Raw genomic sequence first — 13,895 nt, forward strand, 5'->3', positions numbered from 1 at the left:
CCCCCACCCCCATAAAAAAAATCTCACGCGTGAGCTATTGAGCACAGCGAAAATTGCCTGTAGTGTTTCTCACGCGTGAGTTTTTCACAACGAGGTCAGCACCATGAACAGCAGCTCTCCATCAGATCCGCCTTCCGGGTCTGTGAACGATTCAGCAAGCCGCAAGGGAGAGCGCTCGAAACCGTCCGCGAAAAAACCGTCGAGCTTCTACATGAAGCAGATGCGCGCGGGCCTGGGTGCCGCCGGTTATGTAAAACACGAGACTTGGGTGCTTCCCGAAAACCGAAGCCTGCTCAAGCAGATGGAGAAACAGCTACGCCAACCGATCCTGGCTGGCTCATTCATGTCGGAGAATTACATGAGCGCAGGTAACAACTGGAACATCGATCGCCTCTACAGCGCCCTTCAAGCCCTGGACGAAGTGGTCTCGAACGACATCACCCTCTCCCTCGTCCAAGGCTCCGAATCCAGCATCAAGCTGGAAATGAACGACTTCGGTGGCTTGCCGATTTACATCGCGGTTGTGGGCGACCAGATCATCGTCGATACCGTGCTGGTCGACGTCGAGTCGATCAAGGACGTGCCGGCCTTCAATGATGCCGTGCTGCGCAGCCGGGAAATGTTCCCGCTGTCGTCGATCGGCATCGAGTCCATGCCTAACGGGCAGGTCGTTTACAACATGTTCGGCGCACTCAGCTCCGACTCGAGCCTGACCAACGTCGTGACCGAGGTCAAAACCCTCGTCGACAACGTGCAGCGCGCCAGCGAAGCCTTCGAACGTTTTTTCAATTAATTATTCGGGAATCAGGGAAAATCCAATGACTCAGTCCATCTGGAGCAAATTGTTCACCGCACTGCGTGGCGGTGCCAATGAAGTCGGCGAATCGATCGTCGACCAACAGGCCCTGCGCATCCTCGACCAGGAAATTCGCGATGCCGACAGCGCGCTGGCCAACGCCAAGCGTGAGCTGGTCACCATCATGGCCAAGCACAAACTGTCTGCTGATCGCGTCAGCGAGTACAACGCCAAGATCAAGGACCTGGAATCCAAGGCGCTGGCCGCCATTCAGGCCAACCGCGAAGACCTGGCACTGGAAGTGGCCGAAGCCATTTCGACCCTGACCAACGAGCTGGATGTCGAGCAGAAGCAGGCCACCGAATTCGGCGGTTATGCGGACAACATGCGCAAAGACATCACCAAGGCTGAAAGCCGCATCAAGAGCCTGCGTCAGCAAGTAGACATGGCCAAGGCCCGCGAAAGCGTACAGAAAGCCCAGGTCAGCGCGTCCATCGCCAGCGGCGGCGCCAACGGCAAACTGGAAACCGCAGTCGGCACGCTGAACCGCTTGCAAGCCAAGCAGCAGCAACGCGCCGCTGAACTGGAAGCCCAGGACCAACTGGCCGATCAATCGACTGGCACCGACCTGGAGCGCAAACTGCGCGAAGCCGGCATCACGCCGGACGCGGGCAGCGCCAACGCGATCCTGGAGCGCCTGAAGCAGAAATCGGCTGAGTAACCCACTCAGTCGCAGATGCATAACCTGTGGGAGCTAGCCTGCCAGCGATTACGGTTTGTCAGGCGACATTAATGTTGACTGACACTCCCTCTTCGCGAGCAGGCTCGCTCCCACATTGGATATGCGTTTCAGTTTTTCGTTGAATCGAGGTCAAGGATGGATGCCCTGAAGGGTTTCAAGACAATCGCCAGCCTCGCCATTTTCATGGTGGCGCTGCAACTGCTCAACGTTGCGACCGGCTACAGCCTTGTGGCATTCGGCCTGGTGCCGAGAACAGCCCACGGACTGGTCGGTATCATCACCTCGCCTTTTTTACACGCGTCCTTTGCGCACCTCAGCGCCAACCTGATTCCCTTCCTGATTCTGGGCACCCTGGTCATTGTCGACGGGCTCAACCGGTTCCTGGCCGTCAGCGCGATCATCATTCTGCTGGGCGGCGCACTGGTCTGGCTGTTCGGGTTTTCCGGCGTGCACATTGGCGCCAGCGGCTGGGTATTCGGGCTGTGGGCCTACCTCCTGTCCCGCGCCTGGTTTCACCGCAGCTGGGGCAACCTGATCACGGCCAGCGTCGTGGCGCTGCTCTATGGCGGCCTGGTCTTTGGCTTCCTTCCGCGTCAGGGTGTGTCCTTCGAAGGACATCTCTTTGGGGCGCTCGCCGGATTTATTGCAGCCAAGGTACTTTTCTCTGCGCCGCGCAGCAGGTTTAATGCCGCCGGTTAACCGCACTTGAGCATTCAGACGCCGAGGCGATAACGTCGCCAGGAATGAGTACCCACGGAGTCAGGGACGAAATGTCGATTTTCCTTTTATTGCGCATGTATGCCTCGTCCCTCTTCCACCGATTCGGTTGGGCGGGACTGGTCATCGCCTTGGCCGTGCACCTGACCACGGCGTATCTGGGCCTGGTGTTGCTGGGCGAACAGCACCTCACCGCCCCCGCCACGTTTACCTACTTCTATCTCACCACCACGCTTACCGTAGGCTATGGCGATCTCGCGCCACAGACATCGGCGGGGCGCATTTTCGTGGCCACCTGGGTCATGCTCGGCGGCATTGCGCTGCTGACGGCAGCCATCGGCAAAACCACCAGCAGCGTTATCGATGTATGGAGAAAAAGCATGAAGGGCAAAGGTGACTACACCGGCAATGTCGGGCATACGGTGCTCATCGGCTGGGAAGGTGCATCCAGCGAACGGGTCGTTGAGTTGTTGCTTCAGGATGAAACCTCCAACGACAACCTGATCGTCATTTGCGATTGCACCCTTGAAGAAAACCCCATGCCTGGCCAAGCGTCCTTCATCAAGGGCGAAAGCCTGTCCTCGGTGGCGCTGCTACTGCGCGCTGGCGTTCCCGGTGCCGAACGCGTTCTGGTGCGAACCCATTCAGACGACCTGACCCTGGCCACCGTGCTGGCGGTCAATCAACTGAAGCCTGTCGGGCATGTGGTCGCCCACTTCAATGACAGTGAAATCGCCTCGCTCGCCAGCGCCTACGCCCCCAGCCTGGAATGCACATCAAGCATGGCCATCGAGATGCTTGTGCGCGCGTCCCAGGACCCCGGCTCGTCCGTGGTCATCAACGAATTGCTGTGCGTGGGCCAGGGCGCGACCCAATACCTGATGAAACTGCCCGATACGTTTAACGCGACCTTCGGCGATCTGTACACGCAGATGAAAGAACGTCACAACGCCACCCTCATCGGCTACCGCGCCAAGGGCGCCCGACAACCATCGATCAACCCGCCTGGCGCCACACGCGTCGAGGGCGGCGAGCTCTTCTACATCGCCTCCACTCGCCTCAAGGAAATCTCCAATGGGATGGTTTAAACAGTTGTTGGGGCTTGAGGCCCCGAACGCGAATTCAGAATCGAAATGGACCGCCAGCGAAACCCAACCGGCCGCCGGCCCGCTGGGTCTGGCACTGGGCAAAGGCGTGATGTTCGACAGCACGCTGCAATTGTTGCTCGACGAAAAAACTGCCGTGGCCATTCCCGGCTCGCAGCAGATCTGGAGCAACGGCACCATTGACCTCGGGCAGTCGACCTGGCTGTCGCGCTACTACATGAACGACGAAGACTACTGGCTGCAAGTGCACACCACCGGCGACATCGCCGGCCAGGTCGAGTCGGTGATCCTGTTCAACTACCTCAGCTACATCACCATCAGCAGCGAAGCGGAGCTGCGTCGTCTGGCCGGCCCGAATAGCCTGATCGGGCTGCCGACCTACACCCACAACGGCGTCGAATACACCCGCGAATGGGGCACCGAGAATGGCCAGACTGAATTGGTGGCGTTGAGCGAACAGCTGAAAAACCCGGATGAGTCCTACAGCGTCGAGCACCGTTCGATGCTGTACGCCCGCGAAACCGGCCTGACCGACCGCCGCGAATTCCTGCTGTTTTCTGTCGAAGAAGACGCCGAAGGCACGATCAGCTTGAGCACTTCGCTGGGCATTTCGCTGTACACCACCGACCTGAACACTTTTTAAAAAGGAAGAAACCCCATGCTAGAAGCGCTCTCCGTCTCCCTGAACAAAGCCGCCGTGCTCGGGTTTGTTGCGTACATCCTCGGCGCCGCCGTGCTGTTCGCGCTGTTCCAGTTCATCTACACCCGCATCACCCCGCACAAGGAATTCGAGCTGATCCGTTCGGGCAACGTCGCGGCTGCAATCGCCCTGGGCGGTGCGGTCATCGGTTTCGCGATTCCGGCCAGCAACGTGATCGCCTACTCGGTCAGCCTCCTCGACTTCGTGGTCTGGGCAGTCATCGCCGCGTTCGTGCAATTGTTGGCGTTCCTGATGACCAGCCTGGTGCTCAAGGGCACCTCCGAGCGCATCAAGAAAGGTGAAATCGCCGCCGGCATCTACGTGGCAGCCGTGGCCATCAGCGTCGGCATGTTGAACGCCGCCTGCATGACCCCTTCCTCGAACTGATCGCGCACGGAGCTCCCGATGAAACGAAGCAAGTACGTTCAGCTGTCGCTGGCAGCCTCGGTCGCGATGGCGATTTCGGGCTGCGGGCCGACGGAAAAAACCTACTCGATGCAGAAAAAGTACAACTTCCAGTCCGTGCAGCAATGCGCCGATGAAAAACTTCCGGTGGACGTCTGCTCGGACGCCTTCATGACCGCCATGGCCGAACATCGACGCATTGCACCGGTGTACGACAACCAGGCCGATTGCGAAGCCGACTTCGTCGCCGACTGGTGCCAGCAGGACTCCGCCGGCAAGTTCATCCCCAAGCTCGGCGGCTTCGAACTGACCGCCAATGGCGAGGTGACGCAATCCCAGGTGGACGCCGCCAAAGCGCAATTGCCTGCCTCGGAAGCGAACAGTGGCGGTTCGGGATTCTCCGGCACCAGCCTGCTGACCGGCCTGCTGATCGGCAACATGCTGAGCAACAACCGCAACAGCTACTATTCCGAGCCGGTGTACCGCTACCGCGACGACCGTGGCAGCTATTCGTCTTCGACACTCGGCCAGCGGATTTCGAAAGGTTCGACCTTTACCAAATCCAATCAGGCGCGATACGGCAGCAGCAACTACGCCGACTCGATTCGTTCCGCCAGCAAACCGGTGTCCGTTGCCTCCTCCACTTCCCGTGGCGGCTTCGGCAGCAAAGCCAGTGCGCGCAGCGGCTGGGGTGGCGGCGGGTCGAGCAGTTAAGGAAACAGGGCCATGAAGAAAATCCTCTGCGCAGAGCGTCATGACTGGAAACAGACCGCCGAAAACCTCGGCTTTCTGTTCCACACCATCGACGACGAACCCTATTGGGACGAGAGCGCGTACTACCAGTTCACACTCAAGCAGATCGAGAACGATCTCGAAGACCCGACCACCGAGATCCATGAGATGTGCATGGACCTGGTGGCTCGCGTGGTGCAGAGCGAGGAGTTGCTGGAACGCCTGAGCATTCCGGCAGCGTTCTACGACCTGGTTCGTACGTCATGGCTCGAAGGTCATCCGCATCTGTACGGGCGCATGGACTTTTCCTACAACGGCAACGGCCCGGCCAAGCTGCTGGAGCTCAACTACGACACGCCGACCAGCCTCTACGAAGCGGCGGCGTTCCAGTGGGGCTGGCTGGAGCAGTGCATTGAGCGTGGTTTGTTGCCCAAGAACGCCGACCAGTTCAACAGCATCGACACCAAGCTGCATCAGGCCTTTGCTCAACTGCAGATCACGCAGCCCTTCTATTTCGCCTCGATGAAAGACTCGGTCGAGGACAAGGGCACCACCGATTACCTGCGGCTGGTTGCGGAAAAAGTCGGCATCGAATCCCGTCACATCGACATCGAAGACATTGGCCTCACCAGTGACGGACGTTTCGTCGATCTTGAAGATCGCTGGATTCCTCACCTGTTCAAACTGCACGCCTGGGAGTTCATCTTCCACGAGCCCTTTGGTGCAGCGATTGCCCAGAGCGATACGCAGTTTTTCGAACCGGCCTGGAAATCCATCATCTCCAACAAAGGCATCCTGCCGCTGCTGTGGGAATTCAACAAAGGCCATCCGAACCTGCTCGCCGCCCACCTGGATACCGCCCCGAACAAAGCGGTGCCCAAGGGTTGGGTGCGCAAGCCATTCTTCTCGCGGGAAGGCGCCAACATCGAGCTGCAAACAACGGACGGTCTGATCGTGAAAGAGGATGGGCCCTACACGGATGCGCCGTTTATCCTTCAGGAGTTCGCGCCGCTGCCGAAGTTTGGCGATAGCTACACGTTGATCGGCTCCTGGGTGATCGGCGATCAAGCCGCGGGCATCGGTGTGCGCGAGGACAACAGCCTGATTACCAAGGATTCCAGCCGATTCTTGCCGCACCTGATACTCGACTGAACATTTACCGTCAGTGAAAAAGCCCGTTGCCATGCATCGGGCGTCGGGGTGAAACAGGTGTAAACCCGATCAAGGACCCGACAACCACAAGACTTACCGCTGAAAAGCCGGATAATGGCGGCCAAATCGTCTAGCCCGTTATTCTGGTACCCCCCCATGGAAATCAAGGTCAACTTTCTCGACAACCTTCGGCTTGAAGCCAAGTTCGACGACTTCACGGTGGTGGCCGACCAACCAATCCGCTACAAGGGCGATGGCTCGGCACCCGGTCCGTTCGACTACTTCCTGGCTTCGTCGGCGTTGTGTGCGGCGTATTTCGTGAAGTTGTACTGCAGCACACGCAATATCCCCACGGATAACATCCGCCTGTCGCAGAACAACATTGTTGACCCGGAAAACCGCTACAACCAGATTTTCAAGATCCAGGTCGAGTTGCCGGCGGACATCTCCGACAAGGACCGCCAGGGCATCCTGCGTTCCATCGACCGTTGCACCGTGAAAAAAGTGGTGCAGGCCGGGCCTGAGTTTGTGATCGAAGAAGTGGAAAACCTCGACGCCGATGCCCAGGCGCTGTTGATGCCTGCTTCCAGCTCAGAGGCGAGCACTTACATTGCCGGCAAGGATCTGCCGCTGGAACAAACCATCGCCAACATGTCGGCCATCCTGGCGGACCTGGGCATGAAGATTGAAATCGCCTCGTGGCGCAATATCGTGCCCAATGTGTGGTCGCTGCATATCCGCGATGCGCACTCGCCGATGTGCTTCACCAACGGCAAGGGTGCGACCAAGGAAGGCGCACTGGCGTCGGCGTTGGGCGAGTTTATCGAGCGGCTCAACTGCAACTTCTTCTACAACGACCAGTTCTGGGGCGAAGACATCGCCAACGCGGAATTTGTGCATTATCCGGACGAGCGCTGGTTCAAGCCTGGCCGCAAAGACGCGCTGCCGACCGAGATTCTCGACGAGTACTGCCTGAAGATTTACAACCGCGACGGCGAGCTGCGCGGCTCCCATCTGATCGACACCAACTCGGGCAATGAAGAGCGCGGTATCTGCTCGCTGCCGTACGTGCGCCAGTCGGACGGTGAGGTGGTGTATTTCCCGTCCAACCTGATTGAAAACCTGTACCTGAGCAACGGCATGAGTGCCGGCAACACGCTGGCCGAAGCGCAGGTGCAGTGCCTGTCGGAGATCTTCGAGCGCGCGGTAAAACGCGAAATCATCGAAGGTGAATTTGCACTGCCGGATGTGCCGGCCCACGTGCTGGCAAAGTACCCTGGGATCCTCGCCGGCATTCAGGCGCTGGAAGAACAGGGTTTCCCGGTGTTGGTGAAGGATGCGTCTCTGGGCGGTGAATTCCCGGTGATGTGCGTTACGTTGATGAACCCGCGTACCGGCGGTGTGTTCGCCTCGTTCGGCGCGCACCCAAGCCTTGAAGTGGCACTGGAACGCAGCCTCACCGAGTTGCTGCAAGGCCGCAGCTTCGAAGGCCTCAACGACCTGCCCCAGCCGACGTTTGAAGGTCATGCGGTGACCGAGCCGAACAACTTCGTCGAGCACTTCATCGACTCGAGCGGCGTTGTGTCGTGGCGCTTCTTCAGTTCGAAGTCGGATTACGAATTCGTGGAGTGGGACTTCTCCGGCCAGGGTGAAAACTCGAATACCGAGGAAGCCGCGACCTTGTTCGGCATTCTCGAAGGCATGGGCAAGGAAGTGTACATGGCGGTCTACGAGCATATCGGCGCGACGGCCTGCCGCATCCTGGTGCCGGACTATTCGGAAATTTATCCGGTAGACGATCTGATCTGGGATAACACCAACAAAGCGCTGTTCTTCCGCGAAGACATCCTGAACCTGCATCGCCTGGACGAAGAAGAACTGCGAGCGCTGGTCGAGCACCTGGTGGAAAGTGAGTTGGACGACTACACCGACATCACCAGCTTGATCGGCATCGAATTTGACGACAATACCGCTTGGGGTCAGTTGACGATCCTGGAGTTGAAGCTGCTGATTTACCTCGCCCTGCAACAATTTGAAGAGGCGAAAGAAGCAGTGGAAATGTTCCTGCAGTACAACGACAACACGGTTGAGCGCGGCTTGTTCTACCAGGCTGTCAATGTGGTGCTGGAGATGAAACTGGACGAAGACCTGGAACTGGAAGACTACGAGGCCAATTTCCGCCGGATGTTTGGCAGCGAGCGGACGGACGCAGCAATCGGCTCGGTGGACGGGACCGTACGCTTCCATGGCTTGACGCCGACCAGCATGAAACTGGAGGGGCTCGACAGGCACCTGCGCCTGATCGACAGCTACAAAAAACTGCACACGGCGCGGGCCAACGTGACCACATCATCCCGTTAACCACAAATCTGTAGGAGCCGGCTTGCCGGCGATGGCGGAGGTTCAGTCAACCTGCTTATTGACTGGATGGACGCCATCGCCAGCAAGCTGGCTCCTACAAATTAATGTGCAAAAGAAAACCCCCGACCAGTCCAGAGGACCGATCGGGGGTTTCGAGGCTAAACCTTACAAAGGCCTAAGCCATATCCTAGAACGGGATATCGTCATCAAAGCTGTCGAAATCCGGAGCCGGCTGAGGAGCGGCCTGCTGTGGAGCCGGACGCGACTGTTGCGGTGCCGACTGCTGCGGACGCGGCGCCTGCTGCTGGCGTGGAGCCGGAGCGGACTGCTGGTAGTTGTTGCCCCCGCCTTGTTGGTCGCCCTGCTGTGGACGGCCGCCCAGCAGTTGCATGGTGCCTTGCATGTCGACCACGATTTCAGTGGTGTAACGCTTGATACCGTCTTTTTCCCACTCGCGGGTCTGCAGCTTGCCTTCGATGTAGACCTGCGAACCTTTACGCAGGTATTCGCCGGCGATTTCCGCCACTTTGCCGAACATCGACACACGGTGCCATTCGGTCTTCTCGACCTTCTGACCGGTCTGCTTGTCGGTCCACTGTTCGCTGGTCGCCAGACTCAGGTTGGTCACGGCGTTACCGTTAGGCAAGTAGCGAACTTCGGGATCCTGGCCGCAAGTGCCGACCAATATGACTTTGTTAACCCCACGGGCCATAACGTTCTCCTAGGCTACGCACGCTGCCTCGGGCGGGTTGTTCACCAGACGCTCGAGGGTAGTGCGATCCAATAGTTCTGTGTCCAATTTGATGTAAATCGCTGCTTCATCAGCAACGATTACCGCATCTGTTACCCCTACGACGGCCTTCAGGCGCTCAACCAGACCCGCTTCGCGGATCGCCTCGGGCGACAACGGCAAGCGCAGGCTCGTGACATAAGGTGGTTCGCGCATGGTAACAGCAAAGGCCAGCCAGAGGGCAGCCAGGCCGGCGCATCCGAGGAAGACAACCGACAGACCGCCATGCTGGAACATCCAGCCGCCGAGGATCCCGCCCAGTGCCGATCCGAGGAACTGACTGGTGGAATAAACCCCCATCGCCGTGCCCTTGCCGCCCGCCGGTGAAACCTTGCTGATCAGCGATGGCAACGAAGCTTCCAGCAAGTTGAACGCGGTAAAGAACACCACCGTCCCGATCACCAGGGCCCGCAAGCTATCGCCGAACTGCCAGAAGAATAGCTCAGTGAGCATCAGCGTCAGCACTGCGCCCAATAAAACTCGTTTCATTTTGCGTTTCTTCTCGCCGTAGATAATGAACGGGATCATGGCGAAGAAGGAAATCAGCAGCGCGGTCAGGTAGACCCACCAGTGCTGCTCTTTGGGCAGCCCGGCTTTTTCGACCAGGGCCAGCGGCAATGCAACGAAGCTCGACATCAACATCGCGTGCAACACAAAAATACCCAGGTCCAGGCGCAGCAGGTCCGGGTGCTTGAGCGTCGGCATCAGTGCCTGGCGCGCGACGCCGGATTCACGGTGCTGCAACGGCCCGGTGGAGCGCGGCACCATGAACATCACGATCACGATACCCACCAGCGCCATGCCACCGGTGGCGAGGAACAACCCGGACAGCCCAAAGGCACGAGTCAGCAACGGTCCTACCACCATGGCGACCGCGAACGACAGACCAATCGTCATGCCGATCATGGCCATGGCTTTGGTCCGATGCTGTTCGCGGGTCAGGTCTGACAGCAACGCCATCACTGCTGCGGAAATCGCCCCGGCGCCTTGCAGGATTCGTCCGGCGATAACGCCCCAGATCGAATCAGCGTTGGCCGCCAGCACACTGCCGAGGGCGAACACGATCAGCCCCAGGTAAATCACCGGGCGGCGCCCGATGCGGTCGGAAATGAAGCCGAACGGAATCTGAAATATCGCCTGGGTCAGGCCGTAAGCGCCAATCGCCAGCCCGATGAGGGCCGGGGTCGCTCCTGCCAGATCCATCCCATAGGTCGCCAGTACCGGCAACACCATGAACATGCCAAGCATACGGAACGCGAACACGAGGGCCAGACCGCTTGCTGCGCGGGTCTCACTGCCACTCATGCGTTCGCTGTGGGGATCGTGCATGGAAAAACCTCATGTGAACCGGCGGCGATTCTACCAGTCCCATCGATTGACAGGGTATATCGCGACGCTTTGACGCGTTCCGCTGACAGACTCTTCATGTACGACAGTAAACCACTCGTTTGATAGTGTGCATCCATCCAGTATTTGACCGTATACTCCTACGTTTTCGACGCCCGCCGAGCGAGGCCACTTTGGACAAGATCCTGATTCGTGGGGCCCGAACCCACAACCTGAAGAACATCGACCTGACCCTGCCACGGGACAAACTGATCGTCATCACCGGCTTGTCCGGATCCGGCAAATCGTCCCTGGCGTTCGACACGCTGTACGCCGAAGGCCAGCGCCGCTATGTCGAGTCGCTGTCGGCCTATGCCCGGCAGTTTTTGTCGATGATGGAAAAGCCTGACGTCGACACCATTGAAGGTTTGTCGCCAGCCATTTCCATTGAGCAGAAGTCGACCTCGCACAACCCGCGTTCGACGGTCGGCACCATCACCGAAATCTACGACTATCTGCGCCTGCTCTACGCTCGCGTCGGTATTCCGCGCTGCCCGGATCACGACATTCCGCTGGAAGCGCAGACCGTCAGCCAGATGGTCGACCTGGTCCTCGCCCAACCGGAGGGCAGCAAACTGATGCTGCTGGCGCCGGTGATTCGCGAGCGCAAAGGCGAACACCTTTCGGTCTTCGAAGAACTGCGCGCCCAGGGCTTTGTCCGGGCCCGGGTCAACGGCAGGATCTGCGAACTGGACGAACTGCCGAAGCTGGACAAGCAGAAGAAGCATTCGATTGACGTCATCGTCGACCGCTTCAAGGTCCGCGCCGATCTGCAACAGCGTCTGGCCGAATCCTTCGAGACTGCGCTGAAACTGGCGGACGGCATTGCCCTGGTCGCACCGATGGACGACGAACCCGGCGAAGAGATCATCTTCTCCGCGCGCTTCGCCTGCCCGATCTGCGGTCACGCGATCAGCGAGCTGGAACCCAAGCTGTTCTCCTTCAACAACCCGGCCGGCGCCTGCCCGACGTGCGATGGTCTGGGCGTGAAGCAATTCTTCGACATCAAGCGACTGGTCAATGGCGAACTGACTCTGGCCGAAGGTGCGATTCGCGGCTGGGACAGGCGTAACGTCTATTACTTCCAGATGCTCGGGTCGCTGGCGGCGCACTACAAGTTCAGCCTCGAAGTACCGTTCAACGAACTGCCGGCCGAGCAGCAGAAATTCATCCTGCACGGCAGCGGCTCCCAGAACGTCGATTTCAAATACCTGAATGACCGTGGCGACATCGTCAAACGTTCGCACCCGTTCGAAGGCATCGTGCCAAACCTGGAACGTCGCTACCGCGAAACCGAATCGGCATCGGTGCGCGAAGAGCTGGCCAAGTTCCTCAGCACCCAGCATTGCCCGGATTGCCGTGGCACCCGCCTGCGTCGCGAGGCGCGGCATGTCTGGGTCGGCGAGAAGACGCTGCCGGCGGTAACCAATCTGCCGATTGGCGATGCATGCGAATACTTCGGCGTGCTGAAGCTGACCGGGCGTCGCGGTGAAATTGCCGACAAGATCCTCAAGGAAATCCGCGAGCGCCTGCAGTTCCTGGTCAACGTCGGCCTCGATTATCTGTCGCTGGATCGCAGTGCCGACACGTTGTCCGGTGGCGAGGCGCAGCGGATTCGTCTGGCCAGTCAGATTGGTGCCGGTCTGGTGGGCGTTCTATACATCCTCGATGAACCGTCGATTGGTCTGCACCAGCGCGACAACGACCGTTTGCTCGGCACGCTCAAGCACCTGCGCGACATCGGCAACACGGTGATCGTGGTCGAACACGATGAAGATGCCATTCGCCTGGCTGACTATGTCGTGGATATCGGCCCGGGTGCCGGCGTGCACGGGGGGCATATCGTCGCCGAAGGCACGCCAGCGGAAGTCATGGCTCACCCTGACTCGCTGACCGGCAAGTACTTGTCGGGTCGGGTGAAGATTGCCGTTCCAGCCAAACGCACGCCGCGTAACAAGAAGTTGTCGCTGTCCCTCAAGGGCGCTCGCGGCAACAACTTGCGCAACGTCGATCTGGAGATCCCGATTGGCCTGCTGACCTGCGTAACCGGCGTGTCCGGTTCGGGCAAGTCGACGCTGATCAACAACACACTGTTTCCCTTGAGCGCTACGGCACTCAACGGTGCGACAACGCTTGAGGCTGCGGCTCACGACAGCATCAAAGGGCTGGAACACCTGGACAAGGTCGTCGACATCGACCAGAGCCCGATCGGCCGCACGCCACGCTCCAACCCGGCGACGTACACCGGGCTGTTCACGCCGATTCGCGAACTGTTCGCCGGCGTGCCGGAATCCCGTTCCCGCGGTTACGGGCCGGGACGTTTCTCCTTCAACGTGAAGGGCGGACGCTGCGAAGCCTGCCAGGGCGATGGCCTGATCAAGGTTGAAATGCACTTCCTGCCGGACATCTATGTTCCGTGCGACGTCTGCAAGAGCAAGCGCTACAACCGCGAAACGCTGGAGATCAAGTACAAGGGCAAGAGCATCCACGAAACCCTCGAGATGACCATCGAGGAAGCCCGGGTGTTCTTCGACGCGGTGCCGGCACTGGCACGCAAGCTTCAGACGCTGATGGATGTCGGACTGTCGTACATCAAGCTGGGGCAATCGGCGACCACCCTGTCTGGTGGTGAAGCGCAGCGGGTGAAGCTGTCCCGCGAGCTGTCCAAGCGCGATACCGGCAAGACGCTGTACATCCTCGATGAGCCAACCACTGGTTTGCACTTCGCGGATATCCAGCAACTGCTCGACGTGCTGCATCGACTGCGCGACCACGGCAACACCGTGGTGGTGATCGAGCACAACCTGGACGTGATCAAGACCGCTGACTGGTTGGTGGATCTGGGGCCGGAAGGTGGTTCCAAAGGCGGGCAGATCATTGCCGTCGGTACGCCGGAAGAAGTCTCCGAGATGAAGCAGTCTCACACCGGTTTCTATCTCAAACCGCTGCTGGCTCGCGACAGGGACTGAATCAAGCCCATGAAAAAGCCCCTGTCACTTTGTCGGTGA

Annotated in this window: 12 protein-coding genes; 10 read left to right on the forward strand and 2 right to left on the reverse strand. The window is 59.2% G+C overall.

Features of this window, described 5'->3' with window-relative positions:
- The first annotated feature begins 211 nt into the window (after positions 1 to 211).
- The 9 genes from KGA97_RS14750 (at position 212) to KGA97_RS14790 (ending at position 8,711) form a co-directional block, all read left to right on the forward strand.
- The gene (locus KGA97_RS14750; RefSeq protein ID WP_085988408.1) at positions 212 to 793 is read left to right on the forward strand and encodes a YjfI family protein; all 582 of its coding nucleotides are present in this window, start codon (positions 212 to 214) and stop codon (positions 791 to 793) included.
- A 25-nt stretch (positions 794 to 818) separates the two neighbouring features.
- Positions 819 to 1,517 carry a PspA/IM30 family protein gene (locus tag KGA97_RS14755; RefSeq protein WP_223436541.1) on the forward strand — a complete coding sequence of 233 codons (699 nt, stop codon included), beginning with the start codon at positions 819 to 821 and terminating at the stop codon, positions 1,515 to 1,517.
- A 156-nt stretch (positions 1,518 to 1,673) separates the two neighbouring features.
- Positions 1,674 to 2,237 (forward strand): rhomboid family intramembrane serine protease, encoded by a 564-nt coding sequence (locus KGA97_RS14760; protein WP_008041319.1) that lies wholly within the window; start codon positions 1,674 to 1,676, stop codon positions 2,235 to 2,237.
- Positions 2,238 to 2,308: 71 nt separating this feature from the next.
- The gene (locus KGA97_RS14765) at positions 2,309 to 3,343 is read left to right on the forward strand and encodes an ion channel (protein WP_008041318.1); all 1,035 of its coding nucleotides are present in this window, start codon (positions 2,309 to 2,311) and stop codon (positions 3,341 to 3,343) included.
- Positions 3,330 to 4,004, forward strand: a complete 675-nt coding sequence (locus KGA97_RS14770) for a DUF2491 family protein (protein ID WP_192228086.1) — start codon at positions 3,330 to 3,332, stop codon at positions 4,002 to 4,004. Before KGA97_RS14765 ends, KGA97_RS14770 begins: the two co-directional genes overlap by 14 nt.
- Before the next feature lie 15 nt (positions 4,005 to 4,019).
- On the forward strand, positions 4,020 to 4,448 hold the full coding sequence (locus tag KGA97_RS14775) for a DUF350 domain-containing protein (protein WP_008030949.1): 429 nt from the start codon (positions 4,020 to 4,022) through the stop codon (positions 4,446 to 4,448).
- Between the two features lie 18 nt (positions 4,449 to 4,466).
- Positions 4,467 to 5,180: a DUF1190 domain-containing protein gene (locus KGA97_RS14780; protein WP_192228087.1), complete on the forward strand. Its 714-nt coding sequence runs from the start codon at positions 4,467 to 4,469 to the stop codon at positions 5,178 to 5,180.
- A 12-nt stretch (positions 5,181 to 5,192) separates the two neighbouring features.
- Positions 5,193 to 6,350 (forward strand): glutathionylspermidine synthase family protein, encoded by a 1,158-nt coding sequence (locus KGA97_RS14785; RefSeq protein ID WP_223481009.1) that lies wholly within the window; start codon positions 5,193 to 5,195, stop codon positions 6,348 to 6,350.
- Positions 6,351 to 6,506: 156 nt separating this feature from the next.
- Positions 6,507 to 8,711, forward strand: coding sequence for an OsmC domain/YcaO domain-containing protein (locus KGA97_RS14790; protein WP_223481010.1), 2,205 nt, complete (start codon positions 6,507 to 6,509; stop codon positions 8,709 to 8,711).
- Between the two features lie 187 nt (positions 8,712 to 8,898).
- On the opposite strand, the gene KGA97_RS14795 is transcribed toward KGA97_RS14790, so the two are convergent.
- Both KGA97_RS14795 and KGA97_RS14800 read right to left on the reverse strand, forming a co-directional pair.
- Positions 8,899 to 9,423 (reverse strand): single-stranded DNA-binding protein, encoded by a 525-nt coding sequence (locus KGA97_RS14795; protein ID WP_008041307.1) that lies wholly within the window; start codon positions 9,421 to 9,423, stop codon positions 8,899 to 8,901.
- 9 nt (positions 9,424 to 9,432) lie between these two features.
- Entirely contained in the window at positions 9,433 to 10,830 is a 1,398-nt protein-coding gene (locus tag KGA97_RS14800; protein ID WP_008030907.1) for an MFS transporter, read from the reverse strand.
- A gap of 191 nt (positions 10,831 to 11,021) precedes the next feature.
- Here KGA97_RS14800 and uvrA point away from each other — a divergent pair, with 191 nt between their 5' ends.
- Positions 11,022 to 13,856: an excinuclease ABC subunit UvrA gene (uvrA, locus tag KGA97_RS14805; RefSeq protein ID WP_223481011.1), complete on the forward strand. Its 2,835-nt coding sequence runs from the start codon at positions 11,022 to 11,024 to the stop codon at positions 13,854 to 13,856.
- The last annotated feature ends 39 nt before the right edge of the window (positions 13,857 to 13,895 follow it).

Source organism: Pseudomonas sp. BF-B-15, from assembly GCF_019946675.1.
In the GTDB taxonomy this organism is placed as follows: Bacteria; Pseudomonadota; Gammaproteobacteria; order Pseudomonadales; family Pseudomonadaceae; genus Aquipseudomonas; species Aquipseudomonas migulae.